Below are 22590 nucleotides of genomic sequence, written 5' to 3'. Positions count from 1 at the left end.
TCGCGCTCTACGCCCAGCGCGCCGACCTGATCGCCGAGCAGGTGGCCGGCGCCCTCGCCTCCGACGGGCCCGACCTCGACGTGGCCGCCGCCGTCGACCGGGTCACCGAGGTGCTGCTGCTGGACCGCGACTGGCTGCTGGTGAAGACCGACTTCCTGGTGCACGCCGCCCGCGACCCCGGCGTGGCGGACATGCTCCTCGACCACCGGGCGCGGCTGCGGCGGGCCGTCGCCGACCGGCTGGAGCGGGCCCGCGGCCACACCGCGCTGCCCGCCGTGCTCGGCGACGCCGAGGGCGCCGCGCACGCCGTGATCGCCGCCTACGACGGCGTCACCGCCCAACTGCTGCTGGACCGGGACACCGAACGCGCCCGGACTTGGCTCAAACAACTGCTCACCGCGCTGCTCACCGGTTGAAGACCCCGGACGAAGTCTCCGGGAGGACAAGGAAGGGACGGTCGCCATGGATGCCGACGTCATCGTCGTCGGAGCGGGCCTCGCGGGCCTCGTCGCGGCCCACGAACTGACCAGCAAGGGCCGCAGGGTCGCCCTCGTCGACCAGGAGAACGCCGCCAGCCTCGGCGGCCAGGCCTACTGGTCGTTCGGCGGGCTGTTCCTGGTGGGGTCGCCCGAGCAGCGCCGCCTCGGCATCAAGGACTCCTTCGAGCTCGCCTGGAACGACTGGCAGGGCAGCGCCGCCTTCGACCGCACCGACGACGAGGACTCCTGGGCGCGGCGCTGGGCGCGCGCCTACGTCGAGTGGGCGGCGGGGGAGAAGCGGTCCTGGCTCGACGGCCACGGCATCACCTTCCTGCCCACCGTCGGCTGGGCCGAGCGCGGCGACCTGCGGGCCGGCGGCCACGGCAACTCCGTGCCCCGCTTCCACATCGCCTGGGGCACCGGCACCGGCGTCGTCGCCCCCTTCACCCGGTACGCCCGCGAGGCCGCGCGGGACGGGCTGCTGACCTTCTACCACCGCCACCGCGTCGACGAGCTGGTCCTGGAGGACGGCGCCGCCCGCGGGGTGCGCGGCACCGTCCTCGCCGAGGACGACGCACCGCGCGGGGTGGCCTCCAGCCGTGAGGCGATCGGCGAGTTCGAGCTGACCGCGCAGGCCGTGGTCGTCACCAGCGGCGGCATCGGCGCGGACCACGACATCGTCCGGAAGTACTGGCCCGAGCGGCTGGGCACCCCGCCGCGCGAGATGGTCACCGGCGTCCCCGCCTACGTCGACGGGCGGATGCTCGACATCAGCGCCCGCGCGGGCGTGCGGCTGGTCAACCGCGACCGCATGTGGCACTACACCGAAGGCATCCGGAACTGGGACCCGATCTGGCCCGGCCACGGCATCCGCATCCTGCCCGGCCCGTCCTCCATGTGGTTCGACGCCCTCGGCCGCCGCCTGCCCGAGCCCTGCCTGCCCGGCTACGACACCCTCGGCACGCTCAAGCACCTGCGCACCACCGAGGACATCGCCCCGTACGACCACTCCTGGTTCGTCCTCACGCAGAAGATCATCGAGAAGGAGTTCGCGCTCTCCGGCTCCGAGCAGAACCCGGACATCACCGCCAAGGACCGCGCCGGGTTCCTGCGCGAACGCGTCCTCGGCAAGGGCGCGCCCGGCCCGGTGGACGCCTTCCTGCGCAACGGCGCGGACTTCGTCACCGCCGCCACCGTCGAGGAGCTCGTCGAGAAGATGAACGCCCTCACCGACGAGCCGCTGCTCGACGCGGCCCTCGTCCGGCGCCAGATCGAGGCGCGCGACCTGCAGCTCGCCAACGGCTACAGCAAGGACGCCCAGGTGCAGGGCATCCGCAACGCCCGCCGCTACATCGGTGACCGCCTCGGCCGGGTCGCCGCACCGCACCGCATCCTCGACCCGGCCGCGGGCCCGCTGATCGGCGTCAAGCTGCACATCCTCACCCGCAAGACGCTCGGCGGCATCCAGACCGACCTGGACTCCCGCGCGCTGCGCGCCGACGGCAGCCCGGTCGAGGGGCTGTACGCGGCCGGCGAGGTCGCGGGCTTCGGGGGCGGAGGCGTCCACGGCTACAACGCGCTGGAGGGCACCTTCCTCGGCGGCTGCCTCTTCTCGGGCCGCGCGGCGGGCAGGGCGGCGGCCGCGCAGACGGCGTAGGGCGGTCCGCTCACTCCGAGAGCAGCCGGGCCAGCACCTCCGCGTGACTGCGTTCCGGCTGCCTGGAGGCGGTCCGCAGGGTCACCGCGCCCTTCCCGGCCAGCTCCCGCACCCGCTCCAGCAGCTCCGCCGCCTCGGGGGCGGCCAGTTCGGCCTCGTAGCGCTCGCGGAACTCGTCGAAGCTGCCCTCGTCGGCGTGGTACCAGCGGCGCAGCTCCGTGGACGGGGTCAGCCCCTTCGGCCACTCGTCGACCCGGGCCGCGTCCTTCGCCAGGCCGCGCGGCCACAGCCGGTCGACCAGCACCCGCACCCCGTCGTCGGGCTCGGGCGGTTCGTACACACGCCGCACGCGCACGCTCATGGTGAGGCCCCTTCCGCCGGAATCGCTGCGAGCCTACTGCGACGCCCGGGACCGGGCACGACGGGCGGGGCGCCCGCATCGTCCCCGCGGGGACCGGGTACTCCGTCCGCCTGGAACCCTGACGCCGGAGTTGACGGATGGAGGCCACGGACGACCTGCCGGTCGTCGGCACGCTCGCCGAGCTCACCGCGCTCGTGGAGGACGAGCGGGGACTGTACGTCCGCTGGTCCAGGGGACCCGCGGTCGACCTGCACGCGGTGTCCAGCATCGACGACCTCACCGGCGTGGCCATGCCCGGCCTGTGCGCGAACCCGCTCGACGTCGAGGAGTGGTGGCAGGACCGCTCCCCGGAGCTGTGGGTGGCGCGGCGGCTGTACGACTACGAGCATCTGCCGCGCGAGAAGGGCGCGGACATCCGGCCCTGGGTGCTCAAGGGCCGCGAGACGGGGCGCGGCCCGGACAACGAGCCGCTGGTCACCGATGTGCGCCCGCTGTGCCGGCTCGCCGACGAGGTGATCGAGGAGGCGCACAGGGAAGTGGCCCGCCAGGAGAATCCCTGGGGGCCACTCCGCCGTGCCACGCGCTGACCGCCGGGCCGCCCGCCCGGGGGCCGCGCGCGGGTCGCGCCCTCGCCGTCACGCCCGCACACCGTCCGCCGTGTCCGTCAGGCCCTGCCCGACGAACGGCGGGCCGCGATGCGCCGCTTGAGCGCGCGGCGTTCCGTCTCGCTCGTGCCGCCCCACACGCCGATGGACTGCCCGGTCTCCAGCGCCCACTCCAGACACTGCTCCCGCACGGGGCAGCGACGGCAGACCGCCTTGGCCTGCTCGGTCTGCAACAGGGCAGGACCGGAAGTGCCGATCGGGAAGAACAGCTCGGGGTCCTCGGTCCGGCAGGCCGCGCTGTGCCGCCAGTTGTCCATCGAAAGTCACCTGCGTCCGAAGTAGGTCCGCACCCTTTCGGATGCCTTGCTGACTTTCGGGTGACCTGTCAAGTCACGCTGAAACAGCGCGATCCGCGTGGAAACGGTCACTGCTCACGCAGCCCCCACGGCGAGCCGTACGCGGTGAGGAGGTCCAGGAACGGACCGGCCGGAAACGCCTCCGGGCCGAGCACGCCCGCCCCCGACCAGGCGCCGGTCGCCAGCAGCTCCAGCGCGACGACCGGGTTGACGGCGGTCTGCCACACCACCGCCTGGCAGCCGTACTCGCTCATCGACCACTGGTTGTCGACCACGTGGTACAGGTACACCTCGCGCGGCGCCCCGTCCTTCGTGCCGCGCACCCAGGTGCCCGCACAGGTCTTGCCGTGCATGCGGTCGCCGAGGGTCGCCGGGTCGGGCAGACAGGCGGCGACGACGTCCCGCGGGGACACCTTCACGGGGCCGTCGGGTCCAGGCACGGTCACCGGCTCGGTGCGGTCCAGGCCCAGCAGGTGCAGCGTGCGGAGCGTGTCGGTGAACTCGCGGCCCAGGCCGTACTTGAAGGTGACCCTGCGGGCGTCCACCCGGCGGGGCACCAGCAGCACCTCCTCGTGCTCCACGTTCACGCACTCCACCGGGCCGATGCCCTCGGGGAAGTCGAACACCTCGGGCTCGCTGAAGGGTTCGGTGGTGTACCAGCCGCGGTCCTTCTCGTACACCACGGGCGGGTTGAGGCATTCCTCGATGGTCGTCCAGATGCTGAACGACGGCGCGAAGTCGTAGCCGTCCACCGTGAGGTTCGCGCCGTCGCGGACGCCGATCTCCTCGATCTCGTCGAAGAGTTCGTCGGCCGCGTACCGGGCGAACACGTCCGACAGACCCGGCTCCACGCCCATGCCGACCAGCGCGAGCAGCCCGGCCGCCTCCCACTCGGCGCCCTGCGCGAACTGCTCGTCGCCCAGCTTCACACCGCACTCCTCGTACGGCCGCTCGCCGTGCGGGCGGGACAGGGACATCGCCATGTCGAGGTACGTGGCGCCGCCGGCCCGCGCCGCGCGGAACAGCGGCATCACGAACCGCGGGTCGGTGGCGTTGAGCAGCACGTCGCAGCCGTGCCGCTCCAGCAGCGCCGTCACCTGCGCCTCGTCGCCGGCGTCGACCCGCTCGGCACGGAACCGGTCGCCGTCCGCGCCGAGCGCCGTCACCGCCGCCTCGGCCCGGGCCGGGTCGTAGTCGGCCACCACCATCAGCTCGAAGAACGGCCGCCGGGCCGCGATCCGGGTGACGGCGGTCCCCACACCGCCCGCTCCCACCAGCAGTACGCGCATGACGGAGCACTCCCTTTCGTCCTCATGGATCCGCGTGGATCCGGAATGTTCTGCGGGGCCCCTGACGTGATGAAACGCCGGGCCGGGACGTAAGGTCAATGGCGTTGGCATAAGGATCCGGGAGGGCCGGGAGCGAGGAGGGGCGATGGCCAAACGTGTGGTGCCCGAGGAGCGGCGCAGGCGCCGCAGGCCGACCAGGAGCGGGGTCGTTCTCTCGGAGCGGCTGATCGTGGAGACCGCGCTGCGGATGCTGCGGGAGCACGGCAGCGCGGGCCTGACCGCCCGCCGCCTCGGACTCGCCCTCGACTGCGACCCGAGCACGCTCTACCGGTACTTCCGCGGCATGGACGACCTGACCCTCGCCATCGGAGACGCGCTGATCGGCCAGGCGCTGGACGGCTGGCGCCGTACCGGGCGTTGGCGCCACGACCTGCGCGCCCTGGGCCTGCGCATCCACGCCGCCTACGTCTCCCACCCGCAGGCGGCCGTCCTCACCGCGAGCCGGGTGTCCGGCCGGGCCAACGAACTCGCCGCCGACGAAGCGGTCCTGGACGTGCTGCGCACCGCCGGCTTTCCGCCCGCCGACACCGTCCGCGTCTACCAGGCCTTCATCGACACCACGCTGGCGTTCGCCGCTCTCGACGCCGCCTCCCTGGCGCTGCCCGACGCGGCCCGGCGGGCCGACGAGGACATGTGGCGCTCGACCTACGCCCGGCTGCCCGCCGCCACCCATCCGCGCATCGCCGAGACCGCCCCGCTGCTCGCCGCCCGGATGGTCGAGAGCGCCTACCCGACGGCGCTGGACATGCTGCTGTCGAGCGCGGAACGGGAGCTCGCAGAACTCGGCGTCAAGGATGCAGCGCCCGGGCCGCCGTCTCCGTGACCGCGTCGGCGACCGCCGCGAGGGCGGGGGAGTCCAGCTTCCACTGCTGCCAGTACAGGGCCGCGTCGGCCTCGCGTCCCGGCGCGAACACCACGACCCGGCCCGCCTCCAGCAGCGGCACCGCCTGCGCCTCCGGCACCATGCCCCAGCCGAGCCCCGCCGCCACCGCCTCGGCGAACCCCTCCGACGTCGGCACGTAGTGGCGCGAGGTGCCCGCCCCCGTGCGGCCTCCGGTCAGCCGGCGCACGAACCCGTCCTGGAAGTCGTCCCGCCGGTCGAACACCACCACCGGCGCCGCCGCCACCGACTCCTCCAGCGGATCCGCCAGCAGTTCCGCCGCGAACTCCGGGTGCGCCACCGGCAGATAGCGCATCGTCCCCAGGCGCCGCACCGAGCAGCCCGGCACCGGGTCGGGGGAGGAGGTCACCGCGGCCATCACCGTCCCCTCGCGCAGCAGCGCCGCCGTGTGCGACTCGTCCTCCCGGCGCAGCTCGAAGCAGAGCCGGGACCGGGCCGGCAGCCGGACCAGCGCGTCCAGGAACCAGGTGGCGAGCGAGTCCGCGTTCACCGCGATCGACACCCGCGTCGGCTCCCCGGCGCCGCTCAGCCCCAGCTCCGCGTACGCGTCCCGCTCCAGCCGGGCCACCTGCCGCGCCAGCCGCACCAGCACCTCACCGGACTCGGTGGGCCGCACCGGACGGGTGCGCGACAGCAGCACCCTCCCGGTGCGCTGCTCCAGCGCCTTGACCCGCTGACTGACCGCCGAGGGCGTCACGTGCAACGCGGCGGCCGCCGCGTCGAACGTCCCCTCGTCGACCACCGCGAGCAGCGTCCGTACCTGGTCCAGCGGAAGGTCCTCCATCACATCGGCTAAGAGTACGTAAGAATCATTAGCTGTACTGAACAGGGCCGTCCGGCCTAACGTCGACGCCATGCCCAGCGCTTTCGCCCCCGCCTTCGCCGGTTTCGGCACCGGACTGTCCCTCATCGTCGCCATCGGCGCGCAGAACGCCTTCGTGCTGCGCCAGGGGATCCGCAGGGACGCGGTGCTCGCCGTCGTCGGCATCTGCGCCCTGTCGGACGCCGTCCTCATCGCGCTCGGCGTGGGCGGAGTCGGGGCGGTGGTGGTGGCGTGGCCGGCGGCGCTGACGGTGGTGGGCTGGATCGGCGGCCTCTTCCTGCTCGGCTACGGCGCCCTGGCCGCGCGCAGGGTGGTCCGCCCGGCCGGCACGGGCCTCGAGGTGGAGGGCGGGGCGGTGGCGGCCGGGTCGCGGCGCCGGGCCGTGCTCACCTGTCTCGCCCTGACCTGGCTCAACCCGCACGTCTACCTGGACACGGTGTTCCTCGTCGGCTCGGTCGCCGCCGACCACGGCCCGGCGCGCTGGACCTTCGGCGTCGGGGCCGTGCTGGCCAGCCTCTGCTGGTTCGCCGCGCTCGGCTTCGGCGCGCGGCTGCTCGGCCGTTTCCTGGCCCGCCCCGCCGCCTGGCGGGTGCTGGACGCCCTGGTGGCCGCCACCATGATCGTCCTCGGTGTGACGCTGATCGCGGGAGCCTGAGGACGCGCCGCCCCGGCGGCCTGCCATAGTGAGTCCCGGCCAAGTGGATGTAAGCACCAACCAGGACGGTCGTGGACACCAGCGAGAGCAGTACCGAGCCCCGCACACCGGACGCCGAGCAGGAGAAGGGCGGACCGCGCGGCTGGCGCCGGTTCGCCATGGACACCCGCCCGCTGCGCCGCCCCGCCTACCGCCGCCTGTGGGCCTCCACCGTGGTCACCGCGGTCGGCAGCCAGCTCACCGCCGTCGCGGTGCCCAAGCAGATCTACGACATCACCGGCTCCTCCGCCTGGGTCGGCACCGCGAGCCTCGCCGGACTGCTGCCGCTGATCGTGTTCGCCCTGTGGGGCGGCGCGATCGCCGACAGCATGGACCGCCGCAAACTGCTGCTGCTCACCAACACCGGCATCGCGGTCACGTCGCTGCTGTTCTGGGTCCAGGCCTTCATCGGCCTGGAGTCCGTCTGGACGCTGATGCTGCTGCTCGCCCTCCAGCAGGCCTTCTGGGGGCTGAACGCGCCCGCCCGCAGCGCCTCCATCGCCCGCCTGGTCCCGGCGGACGAACTGCCCGCCGCCAACGCCCTCGGCTCCACCGTGATGCAGACCGGCCAGATCGCCGGACCGCTGCTCGCCGGCGCCCTGATCCCCGTGATCGGGCTGGCCGAGCTGTATCTGATCGACGCCCTCGCGCTGTGCGTCACCGTCTGGGCGGTGTACCGGCTGCCCGCCCTGCCGCCGCTCACCGCCGCCAAGGCCGGGAGCGCCGGACTGCGCGGCGTCCTGGAGGGCTTCCGCTACATCTCCGGGCACGCGGTGCTGCTGCTGTCGTTCCTCGCCGACATCGTCGCCATGGTCCTCGGCATGCCCCGCGCCCTGTTCCCGCAGCTCGCCTCCGAGACGTACGCCCCCTACGGGGAGGGCTTCGCGCTGGGCCTGCTGTTCGCCGCGATCCCGGTCGGCGCGGTGCTGGGCGGACTGTTCTCCGGCACGTTCTCCCGGGCGCGCCGGCACGGCTGGATGGTGATCGGCTCGGTCGTGGTGTGGGGGCTGGCGATCGCCGGGTTCGGGCTCAGCGGCAGCCTGTGGTTCGCGGTCGCCTTCCTCGCCCTCGCCGGGGTCGCGGACATGGTGTCCATGGTGTTCCGCGGGGCGATCCTGCTGTCCGCCGCGACCGACGAGATGCGCGGCCGCATGCAGGGCGTCTTCACCGTCGTCGTGGCCGGAGGCCCCCGCCTGGCGGACGTGCTGCACGGCACCGCCGGGTCCGCCTTCGGCCCCCGCGCGGCCGTCACGGGCGGCGGCATCCTGGTCGTCGTGGTGATGCTGGCGCTGGCCGCCGCGATGCCGGCGCTGCGCCGCTACCGGGTCTGACCGGCCGCCGCAGCACGACGTCCGGCCGCCGCAGCACGACGTCCGGCCGCCGCAGCACGACGTCCGACCGCCGCTACACCACGAAGCCGCGCCGCATCGCGTACTGCTCCATCAGCTGGCCACGCGTCATCTCCAGGCGGTGCGCCAGCACCTCGGCGACACAGCGGACCAGCGACAGCCCGAGCGCGGTGTCCGCCTCGCACAGCCGGAGCACGGTCGCCGCGTCGAACTCGTAGGCGCGGACCGGGCTGAACGCCAGCGCGCCGAAGTCCCATTCGTACGGGGGGAACAGCCAGGACCAGCCCAGCAGGTCGCCGGCGCCGAGCCCGGCGACGGTGACCCGCTGCACCTCGTTCAGCCGCTGGTCCAGGGAGACGGCGCCGGAGCGTATGACCCAGAAGCGGTCGGCGTGCCCTCCGGACTCGAAGATGCGGGTGTCCTCCGGGAAGTACACCTCACGGGCCAGCGTCATCAGGCGCTCGCGCTGGTGGTGGGGGAGGGCGGTCAGCAGTTTGATCGCTTTGGTCATGGGACGGGGCTCCTCGCCGGGATGCGGTCCGGGTGCTTTCCCTCCCTACTCATTTCAGCCTGTGCCGCCGTTCGGGGCACCTCGGCGGAGGGAACGGGTCCGGAAACCTGCGGCCGGGCCGGGTCGAGGCATGAAAAAGCCCTGGCTGGACGGGGGAAGCCAGCCAGGGCGGTAAACGGTGGTGTCCGGAGGAGTCTGGTCGACTCCGTCACCACGTATGAGTGAACGATAAACCATTCACGGGATGTTCGCGTAATCGGGGGCGTACGCGGCGACCCGCACGGTCGCTACGCCACGACCCGCACGGTCCCTACGCCACGACCCGCACGGTCCCTATGCCACGACCCGCACCGTCTCCAGGTCCGGGTCCGTCGGATCCGGCAGGTACATCCCCGCCTCCAGCCCCGTCCGCAGGTAGCGCAGCACCGGCTCGCTCAGCCGCTCGCCCGGCAGCACCGCCGGGATCCCCGGCGGGTACGGAGTGATCATCTCCGCGGCGACCCGTCCCTCGGCCTTCTCCACCGGCACGTCCTCGGCCGCCCCGAAGAACGCGTCCCGCGGCAGCATCGCCTGCTCCATCCGCAGCTCGCCCGGCTCCGGCACCGCGACCTGAGGACCCCCGCGCAGCCCGGGCGCCGCCCGCCCCAGCTCGCGCAGCGCCGACAGCAGCTCCCCGGCGGTCTCCCGGTCGTCCCCGTGCGTGATCTGCGCGCCGATCCGGCGGTGGTCGACCAGGTGGGCGTCGACCGCGCGGTGCTCGCGCAGCCAGTCCGCCGCCCGGTAGCCGGTGATGCCCAGGTCCTGGATGTCGATCACGCACGGCAGCGGGTCGAAGTCGTCGGCGAGACCCGGCCCGCAGTAGTCGTCGCGGCCGTCCACGTGCATCCCGTCGATCTCCTCGATCGCCGCCCGCACCTCGCCCGCCAGCTCCAGGGCCGACCCCATCAGCTCCTCGCCGCGCAGCGCCATCTGCCGACGCCAGCCGTCCAGACCCGCGAAGATCAGCACCGAGGGGCTGGTCGTGCCGAGCAGATCGGCGCGCGTGCCCAGCAGCGCCGGCGGCACCAGGTCCCCCTGCAGATGGAACACCGAGCCCTGCTCCAGCCCGCTGCCCATCTTGTGGATGCTGGTCACGCAGATGTCCGCGCCCGCGTCCATCGCCCACGACGGCAGCTCCGGATGGAACGGCAGATGCGCGCCCCACGCCTCGTCCACGATCAGCGGGCGCGAGCGCCGGTGGCACACCTCGGCGATGTCCCGCAGCGCCGCCGCCGCGCCGTACGGCGTCGGACTGGTCACCAGGGCGCCCCGCGCGTCCGGATGCGCGTCGAAGGCAGCCTCGAACTCCGCGGCCGACGGCGGGTGCGCCACATGCCGTTCCGCGTCCCACCGCGGCTCCACCCACACCGGTTCGACACCGGACAGGATCAGCCCCGACACCACCGACTTGTGGGCGTCCCGGCCGATCAGCAGCTTCTCGTGCGGGCCCGCGACCGACAGCATCGCCGCCTTCACCGACAGGGAGCTGCCGCACGTGCTGAAGAAGGTGTGGTCGGCGTGCACCGCGTCGGCCATCAGCTTCTGCGCCGACTGCAGCACCCGGCCCCGGGTCAGCCGGTCGTCCAGGCCGCCCGTCGCCAGCACGTCGCCGAGGAAGACGGCGTCCCCGAGGATCTCGCGCACCGCCGGATCCGCTCCCCGCGCCTGCTTGTGGCCCGGGGGCGTGAACCCCAGCCGTCCGCTGCGGTGGTACTCCTCCAGCGCTTCCAGGACCGGTGCCCGGTGGTGATCGGCAGTCATGCGTGACCGGGTGCCCGAAGCCTCCGTCGCCAATCCACGCGCCCTTCGAGGCGGCCCGGTCAGCCCGGTGCCGCGTGCTTGCCCGGCGTGAGGATCTCGTCCAGCACCCTCAGCACCACCCCGTAGGCCACCGTGCGGATCTCGGCGTCCCGCGCCTCCGCGGCGTCCCCCGGACCCTCCCGGCCCAGCCGCTCGCCCCGGGCCCGCCAGGCCCGCTCCTCCTGTGCCGCGCAGGCCCGCGCCCGCTGGATGCGCCGCAGCAGTTCGTCCGAGTCCACCACATCGGTCATGCGCCCCGGGTACCCGCGGTGGGCGTGCGATCACGGGGCAGGCGGGAAACGGCCCGGGAGGTTTGCCGGAACCGTGACAGGTGAGCCGAAAAGGGAGGTCCGAGGCAAAACCACCTACCGCCGTCCCCGACCCAGGGAGTCACCCCATGAGCGAGGAGCACCTCACCGAACCCGATGTCCGGCCGCCCGGCGACCGGCCCGCCGGGCAGCCGTGCCCGTCCCGGCCCGCCGAGGTGCGCGAGGCCGTGCTGCGGGCGGTGACCGAACGCTGCCTCACCACCCGCACGCCCTGCGACACCGAGGCGCTGGCCGACGCGCTGCTCGTCGCCTCCGAACTCACCACCAACGCGATCCTGCACGGCGGGGGAGTCACCGGGTTCGAGGTCGACGTGGACGGCCCCGGCGTGCTGCTGTCCGTCAGCGACCGCAGCGACGCCCTGCCCGTCGCCGTGCCCGCCGTCGACGACCAGGGCCGGCGCCGCCCCGGCGGCCACGGCTGGCCCATCGTGTGCCGGCTGGCCCGCGACGTCCGGGTGTCCGACCTGCCCGCCGGCGGCAAGCGGATCACCGCCCTCGTCTCCCTGGTCTGACCCGCCCCGGGCGCCTGCCCGGGCCCCCGGCGCACTCCGCGGCAATTTCCGCGAAGAAGTGGAGTTTGTTCTACCGGACCGGGGGCAATCGGAGGTTCGTGCTTCGGACCGGAGGCGCGCCGACGGGAGTGGTACGACCGCTCCGGGACTCGGATTCCTCCGTGCGTCCCGCGACGACCACCCCGCGGTAGATCCCTGAAACCACCGTTCGGGAGCTGAACCGCATGCTCATTGAATCGTCCGCACCACGTCCCGGCTCCTCCGGAACGACCGCCGCCACGACCCGTCGGCGGCACGACGACGCCCCCGACACCACGACGCTCTTCGCCCGGCTGGCGACCCTCGAGGACGGACCCGAGCGGGACGCCGTCCGCGACGAACTCGTCACCGCCTGGCTGCCCATGGCCCACCGGATCGCCGGCCGCTTCCGCGACCGCGGCGAGTCCATCGAGGACCTGCGCCAGGTCGCGGCCCTCGGCCTGGTCAAGGCCATCGACCGGTTCGACCCGAGCCGCGGGGCCTTCGAGAGCTACGCCGTCCCCACCATCACCGGCGAGGTCAAGCGGCACTTCCGCGACCGCATGTGGGCGCTGCGCGTGCCCCGCCGGATCCAGGAGCTGCGCAACAAGGTGCGCGTCGCCCGCCGCGAGCTCACCCAGAACCCCGGCAGCCCCGAGCCGTCCGTCGCGGACATCGCCGCGCACACCGGGCTGACCGAGGAGGAGGTGTCCGCCGGCATGGAGGCGCTGGAGAGCTTCAGCACCCTGTCCCTGGACGCCGAACTCTCCTCCGACGACGACGGCTACAGCCTCGCCGACACCCTCGGCGCCTCCGACTCCTCCTACGACGTGGTGGTCGACCGCGAGTCGGCCAAGGAGGGGCTGCGGCGCCTGCCGGAGCGGGAGCGGGCCATCCTCTACATGCGCTTCTTCGAGGACATGACCCAGAGCCGGATCGCCGACCGGCTGGGCATCTCCCAGATGCACGTCTCCCGCCTGATCAGCCGCAGCTGCGCGCGTGTGCGGGCCGACGTGCTGGGCCAGCGCTCGGCCCGCGGCGGCGGCCGCCCCACCGCCTGAGCTTCACCCGTGACCCCCCGCACCGTCCGCCAAGGAAAGCGAGTCCCATGCTGAAGCCCCACCCCGCCGAGCTGCGCCGCCTCGTCGAGGAGTACGAGACCCTGACGGCGACCCCCGCGACCGCTGCCCCCGAGTCGCGGATCGCCGACCTGGCCTACACCCTGTGCGTGACGACCGGTACCCGGGACGTGGGCAGGGCGCTCGCCACGGCGCGCGCCTGGCTGACGCAGGACGGACGCGACACTGCGGCGGCCGCACCGGCCGCCGTGTGACCCGACGCAGGAAGGGAACCCGAGGCCCATGAGCGAATCCGAGTTCACCCCGGAGAACCGCCCCGTGGACGTGTATCTCGACCTGCTGCGGGTGCGGATGGACACGGAGGACTACCGGCTTCTGCTCCGTCTGGTGGAGCCGGTCCTCGAGGCCATCGACGAGCACCGCCTCTCGGGCCTCGACCTCGCGCTGGACGGCGGGGACGAGGAACTGCCCCAGGAGGTCCGCGACGAGGCCGCCCTGGTCATCGCCACGGCGGTCACCGGCCGCCTGGACAACGAGGTGGTCGAGCTCGACGTCGACGACGACAGCGGGCCGGTGCGGGTGGTCACCGACGCGGAGACCGCGGCGGATCCCTCCCGGCTGGGCGAGATCGCCGGCATCATCCGCGACCGCCACCGCCAGAACGAGGAACTACGAGGCATCGCCGAGGCCAGCGGCCTCCCCACGGACTTCTGAACCCCCTCCCTCCCCCTCACCGCCGGGGCCCCGGATCCACGGACCGGGGCCCCGGCGCACGTCCAGGGGTGCGGGGAACTGCGCGACCGGCCCCCACGCCGCCGCACCCCTGTAGCCGCGGCTGTGCTCAGGATCTCACCGGAGGCCCAGTTCCCCAGGGGCGCGGGGAACTGCGCGAACACCCCCCCCGGGGCCGCACCCGCCCCGGGGGCTCAGCCACGACGGGGGCGCGAGAACTGCGCGACCGGCCCCCACGCCGCCGCGCCCCTGTAGCCGCGGCTGTGCTCAGGATCTCACCGGAGGCCCAGTTCCCCAGGGGCGCGGGGAACTGCGCGACCAGCCCCCACATCGCCGCAGCCGCCCTGGGGGGCTCAGCCACGACGGGGGCGCGGGAACTGCGCGACCGGCCCCCACTCCGCCGCGCCCCTGTAGCCGCGGCTGTGCTCAGGATCTCACCGGAGGCCCAGTTCCCCAGGGGCGCGGGGAACTGCGCGACCAGCCCCCACATCGCCGCAGCCGCCCTGGGGGGCTCAGCCACGACGGGGGCGCGGGAACTGCGCGACCGGCACCCACTCCGCCGCACCCGCCCCGCCCGGCGCGACCCGAGCTCATGGGCGGAATCTCAGTGTTCCGGTGCCTTCACCGGAACGTCCAGCGGCCGCGCCAACCCCACCACCGCCTCGTCCAGGCGTTCCAGATGGCGCAGGACGCGCCCGGTGATGCGGCCGTAGCGGGACGCGTCGTCGTCGGCCAGGAGCGACGCGATGCTCGGGCCCGTCTCGACGGGAGCCGTGACCTCGTCGTCGGCGACACGGGCCGCGATCGTGCGGATGTTGCGGACCGTGCGGCCCGCCGCACCCCGCAGGCGGGGGTCCGCAGCGATGGACGGGTGCGTCGGCAGCAGTTCCGCCGTCGCGGCCAGCGAGCGCGCGTGGTACGCGCAGGTCTCCAGCAGCGCCACCACGTACCGCGCGGTGGTGCGCCGTGCCCGCAGCGGCGTCACCGGGTGCGTCAGCGGCTTGGTGGCCGACCGCAGGTCGCCCAGCGCCTGGTCCAGCTCCCGCGCCTTGTCCAGCAGCTCGTCCGCCGGCCCGCCGCTCAGCTGCGTCACGGCGGCCTCGGTGACGTCCGACAGCCGCTCCAGCACCGTCACGAGCAGCTCGTTGGTGCGCCGATCGGTCCGCACCGGCAGCACCAGCGCCGCCGCGACCACCCCGCACACCGCGCCCAGCGCCGTCTCCTCCACCCGCAGCACCAGCACCTCCCAGCTGTAGGTGTGCAGCAGGGTGTACAGCAGCCCCAGCATCGCCGTGACGAAGAACGACATCAGGGTGTACGACAGAGGCGCCGTGTAGAACATGGCGAAGATCAGCACCAGCACCAGCACGAACGCCAGCACCGTGTTCCCGCCGACCAGACCGGCCAGCAGGATCCCGGCGACCACCCCGAACACCGTGCCGAGCAGCCGCCGGTAGCCCTTGACCAGGATCTCCCCGGTGGACGCGGTGTTGATGAAGACGATCCAGCAGGTCAGCACCGCCCAGTACCAGCGGTCCGTGGACAGCAGCTCCCCGCCGACGATGGCCAGCGTCGAGCCGACGGCCACCTGCACGGCCGCCCGCGTGGTGGGCCGCTGCAGCCCCTTCGGCTCCTCGGCCTCCTCCGCCTCCTCGGCGTCGATCGCGGCGTCCTCGGCGTCCAGCTCCTCCCGCGACCTGGCCGTCGCGGGACTGTCGTCCGACTCGTCCTGCGGCCCGTCCAGGGCGATCCGCAGCCCCATCACCGCGCGGGCCGCCTCGCCGATGCCCCGGAACACGTCCCGCACCGGCGCGGAGGCGGCCGGGAGGTTCTCCTCGTCCCGGTAGCCGAGCAGCCGGTTGCGCACCTGGGCCACGCCCGCTCCGGACGTGTCCCTCCGCAGCACCAGCGCGCGCAGCGCCCGCAGATCGCGGCGGAGCAGCGCGGTCGCCTCCTCGGGGCCGGGCAGCCGCCCCACCTCCGGCGCGGGCGCGCCGGGCAGATGCAGCGTCAGGGTGTCCGCCCGCTCGGCACTACGGGCCGACAGCAGCAGCAGTCCCAGCCGCTCGGCGGCGATCTCCGCGTCGGCGACGCGCCGCTGCACCAGGCGCGCGGTCGGCTCGTCGGGGGTGCCCTCCTCCAGCCGGCTCTGGATCATCAGCGCCGTCTCGTGCAGCCGGGCGGTGCGCTCCCGCACCTCCTCCAGCGCCTTGTCGACCTCGTCCGGCCCCGCGTCCAGCAGCGCGATGTGCGCCGACACCAGCCGCGCCAGCCGCACGCGGAACGCCTGCCGCAGCCGCGCCAGCAGCCCGGTCGGCGTCACCGGCACGACGGCGAACCGCACCAGGGCGCTGCAGGCGAACCCGACCGTCGTCACCGCCCACAGCGCGGGAAGCTGATCGGGCTTCGCGCCCACGAACAGGGACACGAAGTACATCTGGAAGCCGATCAGCCCCAGCGTCATCCCACGGTCGCCGAACCGCCGGCCGTACACCGCGCAGAAGATCAGCAGGACGGCGAAGACGTCCCCGACGACCACCCGTTCGCTCAGCAGCGCGCCCGCCGACACCGACGCCAGCGCCACCGGCAGCCCCAGCGCCAGCGTGACCGCCTGCGCCCCGCGCTTCCGCTCCCGGACGGCGAAGGTGGCGGCCATCGACGTCATCGCGCCCGCCACCAGATGGGTGATGTCCGCGCCGGTCGGGGCCAGCACGGCCAGGGTCAGCGCGATCGCCCCCACCGTGCGCAGCCCGGCGGTCAGCCGCAGCAGCCCGGGGTCGGACGCCGCCAGGTGGTCGCGCAGCCGTGTGCCCGACCGCCGTACCGCCGCCCTCACGCCCGCGCACGCTCCCCCGTCGTCACCGCTTCGTCCGTCGTCCCGGCCTCCGTGTGCCGGGTCACCGAGCCGCCCGGCCCGCTTCCTCGACGTGCGCCCGCACCTGCTCCGGTGTCAGGTAGGCGTCCAGGTACTCGAAGTCGCGCAGGTTGCCCGGCCGGTGCGCCTGGAAGCCGGTGCGGACGAAGTCGTCGCCGGCGACCGCGTTGAGCAGCCAGTTGGTCATCACACGGGTCTTGGCCACCCCGGTGCGCAGCGCCGACCAGTGGTAGCCGCGGGCCACCACCTGGGCGGGCAGGCCGTGCAGCTCGTACCCGAGCGGCTTGGACACCGCGTCCTTGCCGCCGAGGTCCACCACGAGCCCCAGGTCCTGGTGCATGTACGGCCGGGTCTGCCTGCCCCGCAAGGAGGCGATGACGTTCTCCGCGACGTGCCGGCCCTGCCGCAGCGCGTGCTGAGCGGTCGGCGGGCACACTGCGTCGTCGCCCTTGGCCAGGTCCGGCACCGCGGCCGAGTCGCCGAGCGCGAACACCCCGTCGTACCCCGGCAGCCGCATGTCCGCGTTCACCGCGAGCCGGCCCCGTACGGTCTCCGCGTCGAGCGTGCCGATCAGCGGGCTGGCCACCACGCCCGCCGTCCAGATCAGCGTGCGCGTGGGCACCACCCGGCCGTCGGTGAAGGTGACCTCCTCGGCGCCCGCCTTGGCGATGGACACGCCCAGCGAGATCTCGATGCCGCGCCGGGTGAGGATCTCCTGCGCGCTGCGCCCCAGCTTCTCGCCCAGCTCGGGCATCAGCTTGGGCGCGATGTCGATCAGGTGCCACTTGATCAGGCCGGGGTCGAGGCGCGGGTAGCGCTCGACGGCGGCGTGCGTCAGCCGCTGGAGGCAGGCCGCGGTCTCGGTGCCGGCGTAGCCGCCGCCGACCACCACGAACTGCAGCCGCGAGGCGCGCTCCGCCGGGTCGCTGCAGGCGTCCGCCAGGTCCAGCTGGGAGATCACGTGGTCGCGCAGATAGGCGGCCTCGGCCAGCGACTTCAGCCCGAAGGCGTGGTCCGTCAGGCCCGGGATGTCGAAGGTGCGGGTGACGCTGCCGGGCGCCAGCACGATGTAGTCGTACGGCTCGTCGACGGTCTCCCCGGCGATGGTGCGGATGACGCACACCTTCGCCCGCAGGTCCACGCCGATCGCGCCACCCGGGATGATCCGGGTCCGGTACTTCTCGCTGCGCCGCAGGGAGATCGCGATCGACTGGGGGGTCAGCACTCCGGAGGCGACCTGGGGGAGCAGCGGCAGATACAGCTGGTAGGACATCGGCGTCACCAGCGTCAGCTCCGCCTCGCCCGGAGTGAGCCTGCGCTCCAGCCGCCGCACGCACTCCACACCGGCGAAACCGGCGCCCACCACGAGGATCCTGGGTCGTGTCACGATGTCCATCCCTTCGTGCGGCTTCAGGCGGTCCGCCTCGAACGTCGATGCCTGACGCGTGCCCCTGTTCAGCTCCACGATGCCCGCCCCGGCCCCGGACCGCACCGGGAACCGTCGCGCCGGGGGACCCGCCCCGTCCTCAGCCCCGCAGGTGACAGAGCAGCAGGCACACGTCGTCGTCGCGCTCCGAGTCGCTGAGAAGGGGCTGCAGCACGCGGTCCGCCGCGTCCTCCAGGTCTGTGTCCAGCTCCGCGCGGTCGAACGAGGCGAGGGCCGAGCCGAGGCGCTCGATGCCCGGGTCGATGCCCTGGGAGCGCCGCTCCACCAGGCCGTCGGTGTAAAGGGCCAGCGTCGAGCCGGGCGCCAGCCGCTCGGTGTGGTCGGGGATGTCCTGGCTCAGCGGTATGCCGAGCATCGCGCCCGGCTTGGCGTCCAGCGTGCGCACCTCGCCGTCCGGCAGCCTCAGTACCGGCGGCGGATGGCCCGCCGCGGCCCAGGTGAGGGTGCGGTCGTCCGGGTGGAAGCGGGCGATGACGGCCGTCGCGAACAGGTCCGGCTGGAGATGGCGCAGATAGCCGTGCAGCCGGGTCAGCAGCCGTCCGGGGCTGTCGCCGTCCACGGCGTAGGCGCGCAGCGCGGTGCGCAGCTGGCTCATCATCACCGCCGCGTGCAGCCCGTGCCCGGTCACGTCGCCGATGACGGTGACCAGGCTGCCGTCCCGCTGCAGGAACGCGTCGTACCAGTCGCCGCCGATGTTCAGCCCGTGCGTGGCGGGCAGATAGCGCGCGGCCAGCCCCACGCCCGGGGCCGACGGCAGCTCCGTCAGCAGGGCCCGCTGCAGCGTCTCCGCGATGTCCCGGTTGTGTTCGAACCGGCGCGCGTTGTCCAGGGCGATCCCGGCCCGCCGGGCCAGCTCGATCAGCATCACCGCGTCGTCCGGGTCCCACCGCTCGCCCTGCGGCGACAGCGTCAGCACGCCCAGCGGAGCCCGGCGCGGCGTCAGCAGCGGCACGCACAGCAGCGGCCGGTCCGGGGCCAGCGCGGACGGCGGCCGGTCCTCCACGCCCGGCAGGTTGCCGGGATGGTCGGCGGCGTACTGCGGGCGCCCGGTGCGGGCCGCCTGCACCGCCGCGCCCGGATGGTCGGCGGGCAGCGGGCGGCCGTCCTCGTGGTCGAACAGCCAGACGTCGACGCCGTCGGCGTACCGCGGCACCAGCAGCTCCGGCAGCCGCCGCAGGATCTCGTCGTGGTTCAGCGACGCGGTCAGCGCCGCGCTGGCGTCCGCGAGGAACGTCAGCCGCCGCCGCGCGTTCTCCGCCTCGGTACGCGCCCGGCGTTCCGCGGCGAACGCCTCCCGCTGCGCCCTGCCCGCCGCGTCGAGCTCGGCGTGCAGCGCCAGGACGCCCTGGTTGGTCTGGTGCAGCTCCTCCCGGTGGAAGGCGACCAGATCCTCCTGCGCGGCCAGCTCCTCCAGCACCAGCGAGGTGTCCTCGTCGGCCCCGAGCAGCCCCTCGGACAGCGCGGCCGTCTCCTCCGGCACCGGGCACGGGTCGGACAGCCGGCCGGGGTCGGGGCAGGGCACGGACGTCGTCCACGGGGTGCGCTCCCCGGCGGCGCCGTCCGGGGCCGGGACGAGCACCACGTGCAGCTCGCCGGGACCGCCCCCGGTCCCCTCGCTGCTTTCCACGGTCAGCAGCCATGTGCCGCCCTTGGTGAGGCACTGCCGCAGCTGCCCGCTCAGCGCGGCGGCCAGCCGGGTCCGGGTCACGGTGGGCACCCCGCACGCGGCGGCCAGACGCGCCACGGAGATCCGGGCGCGGGCCGCGTCGGTGACGGTCGCGATGCGCCAGGCACGCGTCATGAAGAAGCCTCCGGGACGTTGGCGAGCACGGCCACGGCGGTGTCGTCCCGTACCGGACGGGCCGCGCTGCCCGCGTCGCGGACCGCCACGGCGGCCGTCACGGCCGGGTCGGCCGGGGGCACGCCGGTGTCCGCGGGCGGCGTCCAGCGCGACGACAGCCCGTCCGTGTGCAGAATCAGCAGGCTCTCCGGGGTCCAGGCCACCTCGTCCTCGCGCACCGTGCGCGGCCGGTGCGCGCCGACGATCCCCGGCCGGGACAGCAGCGTCCGCCAGCGTCCGCCGTCCCGCAGCCGCGCGGTCACGTTGCCGATGCCCGCGAAGCGCAGCCGTCCGGTCCAGGTGTCCAGCTGGACCGCGGCGACCGCCGCACCGCGGGTCCCGGACAGCGCTGTGTGCAGCCGCTGGAGCAGCTCGGAGGGCGGCAGCCGGGCGCAGTGCCGCAGCTCCTCCATGGCGGCGTCGGAGGCGCGGGCGGCCTCCGCGCCGTGCCCGAGGCCGTCCGCCAGCATCAGCGTCACCCGGTCGCCGGACCGCACCCACGACCAGGCGTCCCCGGACAGCTCCGCGCCCGCGAACGGCACGTTGATCCCGCCCGCGCGCACCCCGAGGGAGCGCGACGGGTCCTCCTCGGGCACGAGCCCCGCCGTGGCGGGCCCGACCCGGGCCACCGCGACCGTGCCCCGGCCCACCACGCTGTGCAGGCCGAACGCGTCGGCGATCCGCCGGCACGTCCCGAGGCCCGCGCCGAGCGAGCCGCCGGTGGTGAACCCGTCCTCGAACGCCCCGGCCACGTCGGCGATGCCCGGTCCGTGGTCGAGGGCGGTGATCTGCACGGCCCGTCCTGGCCGTCCCTCCGGCAGCACGGCGGGGTCGACCACGTCGACGACCACCTCGCCCGCCTTCGCGTGCTTCAGCAGGTTGGTCGCCAGTTCGGTGGCCACCAGCGAGCACGCGGCCCGGCGCTGCTCGTCCAGCCCGGCGCGGCCCGCGGCCTCCTCGGCCGCCACCCTGACGTCGCGCACCCGGGTCGCGTCGTGCACCGGCACATGCCACACGCGCGGCATCACACGCCCCCGCGCGGCCGGACCGGCCGGGACACCCAGGAGGTGACCCGCACGGTGGTGCCCGCACCCGGGGTGCTGTCCACCTCGAAGTCGTGCACCAGGCGCCGCGACCCGCCCAGACCCATGCCCAGTCCGTCGCCCGAGGTGTAGCCGTCGCTGAGGGCCCGGTCGAGGTCCGGGATGCCGGGGCCCTCGTCCGAGAAGGTCAGCCGCAGCCCGGGCGTGCCGTCGGCGGCGGTGACGCGTGTCGTCTCCAGCACGCCGCCCCCGCCGTGCACCAGCGTGTTGCGGGCCAGCTCGCTGGCGGCCGTCACCAGCTTCGTCTGGTCCACCAGACCGAAGCCGACGCGGGTGGCGGCCTGCCGCACGTGCTGACGCACCCACGCGAGGTCCATGTCCGACCGGATGGGCAGCCGCGCCTCCACATCCGCGGCGGTGTCCATCACGGTCTCCCCTCGCCGCCGCGCCGGTTCGCCACGACGGGCTGCGACAGCAGCGCCAGAGCCGCCTCCGTGTTCAGGGCCGTACGCAGCTCCGGGAACGTCAGGCCCAGCTCCACCAGCGTGATGGCGACCGCGGGACGCATGCCCGCCACCACGGTCCGCGCGGCCAGCAGCTCGGTCTGCGCCGCCGTCTCGGCCAGCACCCGGCCGAGGAAGGAGTCGACGATCTCCACGCCGGAGATGTCGATCACCACCCCGGTGACCCGGCTGGCGACGATCGTCTCGGCCAGGTCCTGCTGAAGCTGGGACGCCATGCCGTCGTGCAGATCGCCCTGGAGGGTGACCAGCAGGACGTCCCCGAGCCGCAGCACCGGCACATGGCCCGCGGCCGGACGGGCGAAGTGTTCGCTCACCGCAGGACCGCACCCTCGGCCGGGGCGTTCACGATGTTCGCGCCCAGCTCGTTCAGGCAGTACCCGAGCGCGTCGGCGAGGCTCGCGCGGGTCTTGACCGTGCCGAGGTCGAGGCCGAGGTGGACGATGGTCTGCGCGATCGCCGGGCGGATGCCGGAGACGACGCACTCGGCGCCCATCAGCCGGGCGGCGGCGACCGTCTTCATCAGGTGCTGCGCGACCAGCGAGTCGACCGTCGGCACCCCTGTGATGTCGAGGATCGCGAACCGGGCGTGCTGGTCGACGACCGCGTTCAGCAGCGTCTCCATCACCACCTGGCTGCGGGCGCTGTCCAGCGTCCCGATCAGCGGGACCGCCACGATCCCGTCCCACAGCTTGATCACCGGTGTCGCCACCTCCAGCAGCTGGAGCCGCTGCCGGTCGATCAGGGCCTGGTTCTCGCTGAGCGCGGTCTGCATGGTGACCAGCCGCAGCGTGCCCATCAGCACGCTCAGCGCGGTCGCGCACTCCCGCCGCCGCTCGGGGTCCTCCTGGGCCAGATCGGCCACCAGGAGGTTCTCCACCGGCGGCAGCAGCGCGGCCAGCTCGCTGGAGACCTGGGTGGTGGACAACCCCGCGCGGGAGCGGGCCGCCCCCATCCGGGCGAGCTGCTCGCGCACCCCGGTGAACCCCGCGGCGTCCGGGTCCTCGATCCGCTGCGCGTCGGCCACCTGGGCCAGCGCGTCCACGATCACCCGGCCCGCGTCCACCGCCTCGTCGCGCGAGACGGTGAACACCGTACGGAACAGGGGCTCGTCGGCCCATCGCTGGGCGATCTGCTCCCGTCGCCGCCGCAGGAACTCCCCGACCTCCCGGGCGGGGCTCACCTGGGTCGCGTCCGCTTCGTGCTCCGGCACCTGTCTGCTCTCCTCCTCGTCGTCACAAAGCGCCCGGACCCGTGACGGGGCCGGGCG

General features: G+C 74.0%; 24 protein-coding genes. 10 read left to right on the top strand and 14 right to left on the bottom strand.

What is annotated here, in order from left to right:
• A partial coding sequence (locus tag ACQY0Z_RS35080) for a TetR family transcriptional regulator C-terminal domain-containing protein (protein WP_439813540.1) occupies nucleotides 1-416 on the top strand: 416 nt, incomplete at its 5' end.
• Between the two features lie 46 nt (nucleotides 417-462).
• Nucleotides 463-2136 (top strand): FAD-binding dehydrogenase, encoded by a 1674-nt coding sequence (locus tag ACQY0Z_RS35075; protein WP_347226332.1) that lies wholly within the window; start codon nucleotides 463-465, stop codon nucleotides 2134-2136.
• 10 nt (nucleotides 2137-2146) lie between these two features.
• Here the strand turns inward: ACQY0Z_RS35075 and ACQY0Z_RS35070 are convergent, their stop codons facing one another.
• Entirely contained in the window at nucleotides 2147-2497 is a 351-nt protein-coding gene (locus ACQY0Z_RS35070) for a DUF488 domain-containing protein (RefSeq protein WP_439812674.1), read from the bottom strand.
• A 137-nt stretch (nucleotides 2498-2634) separates the two neighbouring features.
• On the opposite strand from ACQY0Z_RS35070, the gene ACQY0Z_RS35065 reads away from it, so the two are divergent.
• Nucleotides 2635-3084, top strand: a complete 450-nt coding sequence (locus ACQY0Z_RS35065) for a DUF6098 family protein (RefSeq protein WP_439812675.1) — start codon at nucleotides 2635-2637, stop codon at nucleotides 3082-3084.
• Between the two features lie 77 nt (nucleotides 3085-3161).
• Here the strand turns inward: ACQY0Z_RS35065 and ACQY0Z_RS35060 are convergent, their stop codons facing one another.
• On the bottom strand, nucleotides 3162-3419 hold the full coding sequence (locus ACQY0Z_RS35060) for a WhiB family transcriptional regulator (protein ID WP_189901913.1): 258 nt from the start codon (nucleotides 3417-3419) through the stop codon (nucleotides 3162-3164).
• A gap of 107 nt (nucleotides 3420-3526) precedes the next feature.
• On the bottom strand, nucleotides 3527-4747 hold the full coding sequence (locus tag ACQY0Z_RS35055) for a saccharopine dehydrogenase family protein (RefSeq protein WP_254585558.1): 1221 nt from the start codon (nucleotides 4745-4747) through the stop codon (nucleotides 3527-3529).
• A 145-nt stretch (nucleotides 4748-4892) separates the two neighbouring features.
• Here ACQY0Z_RS35055 and ACQY0Z_RS35050 point away from each other — a divergent pair, with 145 nt between their 5' ends.
• The gene (locus tag ACQY0Z_RS35050; RefSeq protein WP_439812676.1) at nucleotides 4893-5630 is read left to right on the top strand and encodes a TetR/AcrR family transcriptional regulator; all 738 of its coding nucleotides are present in this window, start codon (nucleotides 4893-4895) and stop codon (nucleotides 5628-5630) included.
• On the opposite strand, the gene ACQY0Z_RS35045 is transcribed toward ACQY0Z_RS35050, so the two are convergent.
• Nucleotides 5596-6492: a LysR family transcriptional regulator ArgP gene (locus ACQY0Z_RS35045; RefSeq protein ID WP_189902155.1), complete on the bottom strand. Its 897-nt coding sequence runs from the start codon at nucleotides 6490-6492 to the stop codon at nucleotides 5596-5598. The two genes, ACQY0Z_RS35050 and ACQY0Z_RS35045, sit on opposite strands and share 35 nt — an antisense overlap.
• Nucleotides 6493-6562: 70 nt before the next feature.
• Here ACQY0Z_RS35045 and ACQY0Z_RS35040 point away from each other — a divergent pair, with 70 nt between their 5' ends.
• Together ACQY0Z_RS35040 and ACQY0Z_RS35035 are read left to right on the top strand one after the other, a co-directional pair.
• Nucleotides 6563-7186, top strand: coding sequence for a LysE/ArgO family amino acid transporter (locus tag ACQY0Z_RS35040; RefSeq protein ID WP_439812677.1), 624 nt, complete (start codon nucleotides 6563-6565; stop codon nucleotides 7184-7186).
• A 71-nt stretch (nucleotides 7187-7257) separates the two neighbouring features.
• On the top strand, nucleotides 7258-8556 hold the full coding sequence (locus tag ACQY0Z_RS35035) for an MFS transporter (RefSeq protein ID WP_189901905.1): 1299 nt from the start codon (nucleotides 7258-7260) through the stop codon (nucleotides 8554-8556).
• Nucleotides 8557-8629: 73 nt separating this feature from the next.
• Here ACQY0Z_RS35035 and ACQY0Z_RS35030 read toward each other — a convergent pair whose 3' ends face one another.
• The 3 genes from ACQY0Z_RS35030 to ACQY0Z_RS35020 all read right to left on the bottom strand — a co-directional run bounded on the left by ACQY0Z_RS35030 (nucleotide 8630) and on the right by ACQY0Z_RS35020 (nucleotide 11175).
• The gene (locus tag ACQY0Z_RS35030; RefSeq protein WP_189901903.1) at nucleotides 8630-9085 is read right to left on the bottom strand and encodes a cyclic nucleotide-binding domain-containing protein; all 456 of its coding nucleotides are present in this window, start codon (nucleotides 9083-9085) and stop codon (nucleotides 8630-8632) included.
• A gap of 333 nt (nucleotides 9086-9418) precedes the next feature.
• Nucleotides 9419-10885 carry an aminotransferase class I/II-fold pyridoxal phosphate-dependent enzyme gene (locus ACQY0Z_RS35025; protein ID WP_254585555.1) on the bottom strand — a complete coding sequence of 489 codons (1467 nt, stop codon included), beginning with the start codon at nucleotides 10883-10885 and terminating at the stop codon, nucleotides 9419-9421.
• A 59-nt stretch (nucleotides 10886-10944) separates the two neighbouring features.
• Nucleotides 10945-11175 carry a hypothetical protein gene (locus ACQY0Z_RS35020; protein WP_189901899.1) on the bottom strand — a complete coding sequence of 77 codons (231 nt, stop codon included), beginning with the start codon at nucleotides 11173-11175 and terminating at the stop codon, nucleotides 10945-10947.
• Nucleotides 11176-11321: 146 nt separating this feature from the next.
• Here ACQY0Z_RS35020 and ACQY0Z_RS35015 point away from each other — a divergent pair, with 146 nt between their 5' ends.
• The 4 genes from ACQY0Z_RS35015 to ACQY0Z_RS35000 all read left to right on the top strand — a co-directional run bounded on the left by ACQY0Z_RS35015 (nucleotide 11322) and on the right by ACQY0Z_RS35000 (nucleotide 13576).
• Nucleotides 11322-11765, top strand: coding sequence for an ATP-binding protein (locus ACQY0Z_RS35015; protein WP_189901897.1), 444 nt, complete (start codon nucleotides 11322-11324; stop codon nucleotides 11763-11765).
• 224 nt (nucleotides 11766-11989) lie between these two features.
• Nucleotides 11990-12844: a SigB/SigF/SigG family RNA polymerase sigma factor gene (locus ACQY0Z_RS35010; protein WP_189901895.1), complete on the top strand. Its 855-nt coding sequence runs from the start codon at nucleotides 11990-11992 to the stop codon at nucleotides 12842-12844.
• Nucleotides 12845-12891: 47 nt separating this feature from the next.
• Nucleotides 12892-13116: a DUF5133 domain-containing protein gene (locus ACQY0Z_RS35005; protein ID WP_189901893.1), complete on the top strand. Its 225-nt coding sequence runs from the start codon at nucleotides 12892-12894 to the stop codon at nucleotides 13114-13116.
• A gap of 28 nt (nucleotides 13117-13144) precedes the next feature.
• Nucleotides 13145-13576 carry a hypothetical protein gene (locus ACQY0Z_RS35000; RefSeq protein ID WP_189901891.1) on the top strand — a complete coding sequence of 144 codons (432 nt, stop codon included), beginning with the start codon at nucleotides 13145-13147 and terminating at the stop codon, nucleotides 13574-13576.
• A gap of 622 nt (nucleotides 13577-14198) precedes the next feature.
• Here ACQY0Z_RS35000 and ACQY0Z_RS34995 read toward each other — a convergent pair.
• The 7 genes from ACQY0Z_RS34995 to ACQY0Z_RS34965 all read right to left on the bottom strand — a co-directional run bounded on the left by ACQY0Z_RS34995 (nucleotide 14199) and on the right by ACQY0Z_RS34965 (nucleotide 22533).
• Nucleotides 14199-16430, bottom strand: coding sequence for an FUSC family protein (locus ACQY0Z_RS34995; protein ID WP_189901890.1), 2232 nt, complete (start codon nucleotides 16428-16430; stop codon nucleotides 14199-14201).
• A gap of 61 nt (nucleotides 16431-16491) precedes the next feature.
• On the bottom strand, nucleotides 16492-17865 hold the full coding sequence (locus ACQY0Z_RS34990; protein WP_189902153.1) for an FAD-dependent oxidoreductase: 1374 nt from the start codon (nucleotides 17863-17865) through the stop codon (nucleotides 16492-16494).
• 130 nt (nucleotides 17866-17995) lie between these two features.
• Complete coding sequence (locus ACQY0Z_RS34985) at nucleotides 17996-19717, bottom strand: PP2C family protein-serine/threonine phosphatase (protein WP_189901888.1); 1722 nt, start codon at nucleotides 19715-19717, stop codon at nucleotides 17996-17998.
• A complete protein-coding gene (locus tag ACQY0Z_RS34980; protein WP_439812678.1) occupies nucleotides 19714-20781 on the bottom strand; it encodes a SpoIIE family protein phosphatase in 1068 nt (355 codons plus the stop codon). Before ACQY0Z_RS34980 ends, ACQY0Z_RS34985 begins: the two co-directional genes overlap by 4 nt.
• The gene (locus ACQY0Z_RS34975) at nucleotides 20781-21224 is read right to left on the bottom strand and encodes an anti-sigma regulatory factor (RefSeq protein ID WP_381726707.1); all 444 of its coding nucleotides are present in this window, start codon (nucleotides 21222-21224) and stop codon (nucleotides 20781-20783) included. The genes ACQY0Z_RS34980 and ACQY0Z_RS34975 overlap by 1 nt, the downstream gene beginning before the upstream one ends.
• Nucleotides 21224-21637: an STAS domain-containing protein gene (locus ACQY0Z_RS34970; protein WP_189901882.1), complete on the bottom strand. Its 414-nt coding sequence runs from the start codon at nucleotides 21635-21637 to the stop codon at nucleotides 21224-21226. The genes ACQY0Z_RS34975 and ACQY0Z_RS34970 overlap by 1 nt, the downstream gene beginning before the upstream one ends.
• A complete protein-coding gene (locus ACQY0Z_RS34965) occupies nucleotides 21634-22533 on the bottom strand; it encodes an STAS domain-containing protein (RefSeq protein WP_189901880.1) in 900 nt (299 codons plus the stop codon). Before ACQY0Z_RS34965 ends, ACQY0Z_RS34970 begins: the two co-directional genes overlap by 4 nt.
• Nucleotides 22534-22590 lie beyond the last annotated feature (57 nt).

Source organism: Streptomyces sp. P9-2, from assembly GCF_051903975.1.
Lineage (GTDB): Bacteria > Actinomycetota > Actinomycetes > Streptomycetales > Streptomycetaceae > Streptomyces > Streptomyces cellulosae.
The sequence above is the reverse complement of the archived record's forward strand: the minus strand, read 5'-3'. Positions and strand labels throughout refer to the sequence as shown.

Coding starts and splice junctions, on each gene's coding strand:
- ACQY0Z_RS34985 (WP_189901888.1), bottom strand. CDS start 19,717: ATGACGCGTGCCTGGCGCATCGCGACCGTCACCGACGCGGCCCGCGCC.
- ACQY0Z_RS34980 (WP_439812678.1), bottom strand. CDS start 20,781: ATGCCGCGCGTGTGGCATGTGCCGGTGCACGACGCGACCCGGGTGCGC.
- ACQY0Z_RS35050 (WP_439812676.1), top strand. CDS start 4,893: ATGGCCAAACGTGTGGTGCCCGAGGAGCGGCGCAGGCGCCGCAGGCCG.
- ACQY0Z_RS35030 (WP_189901903.1), bottom strand. CDS start 9,085: ATGACCAAAGCGATCAAACTGCTGACCGCCCTCCCCCACCACCAGCGC.
- ACQY0Z_RS35020 (WP_189901899.1), bottom strand. CDS start 11,175: ATGACCGATGTGGTGGACTCGGACGAACTGCTGCGGCGCATCCAGCGG.
- ACQY0Z_RS35010 (WP_189901895.1), top strand. CDS start 11,990: ATGCTCATTGAATCGTCCGCACCACGTCCCGGCTCCTCCGGAACGACC.
- ACQY0Z_RS35055 (WP_254585558.1), bottom strand. CDS start 4,747: ATGCGCGTACTGCTGGTGGGAGCGGGCGGTGTGGGGACCGCCGTCACC.
- ACQY0Z_RS35060 (WP_189901913.1), bottom strand. CDS start 3,419: ATGGACAACTGGCGGCACAGCGCGGCCTGCCGGACCGAGGACCCCGAG.
- ACQY0Z_RS35000 (WP_189901891.1), top strand. CDS start 13,145: ATGAGCGAATCCGAGTTCACCCCGGAGAACCGCCCCGTGGACGTGTAT.
- ACQY0Z_RS35005 (WP_189901893.1), top strand. CDS start 12,892: ATGCTGAAGCCCCACCCCGCCGAGCTGCGCCGCCTCGTCGAGGAGTAC.
- ACQY0Z_RS35045 (WP_189902155.1), bottom strand. CDS start 6,492: ATGGAGGACCTTCCGCTGGACCAGGTACGGACGCTGCTCGCGGTGGTC.
- ACQY0Z_RS35070 (WP_439812674.1), bottom strand. CDS start 2,497: ATGAGCGTGCGCGTGCGGCGTGTGTACGAACCGCCCGAGCCCGACGAC.
- ACQY0Z_RS35040 (WP_439812677.1), top strand. CDS start 6,563: ATGCCCAGCGCTTTCGCCCCCGCCTTCGCCGGTTTCGGCACCGGACTG.
- ACQY0Z_RS35025 (WP_254585555.1), bottom strand. CDS start 10,885: ATGACTGCCGATCACCACCGGGCACCGGTCCTGGAAGCGCTGGAGGAG.
- ACQY0Z_RS35065 (WP_439812675.1), top strand. CDS start 2,635: ATGGAGGCCACGGACGACCTGCCGGTCGTCGGCACGCTCGCCGAGCTC.
- ACQY0Z_RS34975 (WP_381726707.1), bottom strand. CDS start 21,224: ATGGACACCGCCGCGGATGTGGAGGCGCGGCTGCCCATCCGGTCGGAC.
- ACQY0Z_RS35015 (WP_189901897.1), top strand. CDS start 11,322: ATGAGCGAGGAGCACCTCACCGAACCCGATGTCCGGCCGCCCGGCGAC.
- ACQY0Z_RS34990 (WP_189902153.1), bottom strand. CDS start 17,865: ATGGACATCGTGACACGACCCAGGATCCTCGTGGTGGGCGCCGGTTTC.
- ACQY0Z_RS35075 (WP_347226332.1), top strand. CDS start 463: ATGGATGCCGACGTCATCGTCGTCGGAGCGGGCCTCGCGGGCCTCGTC.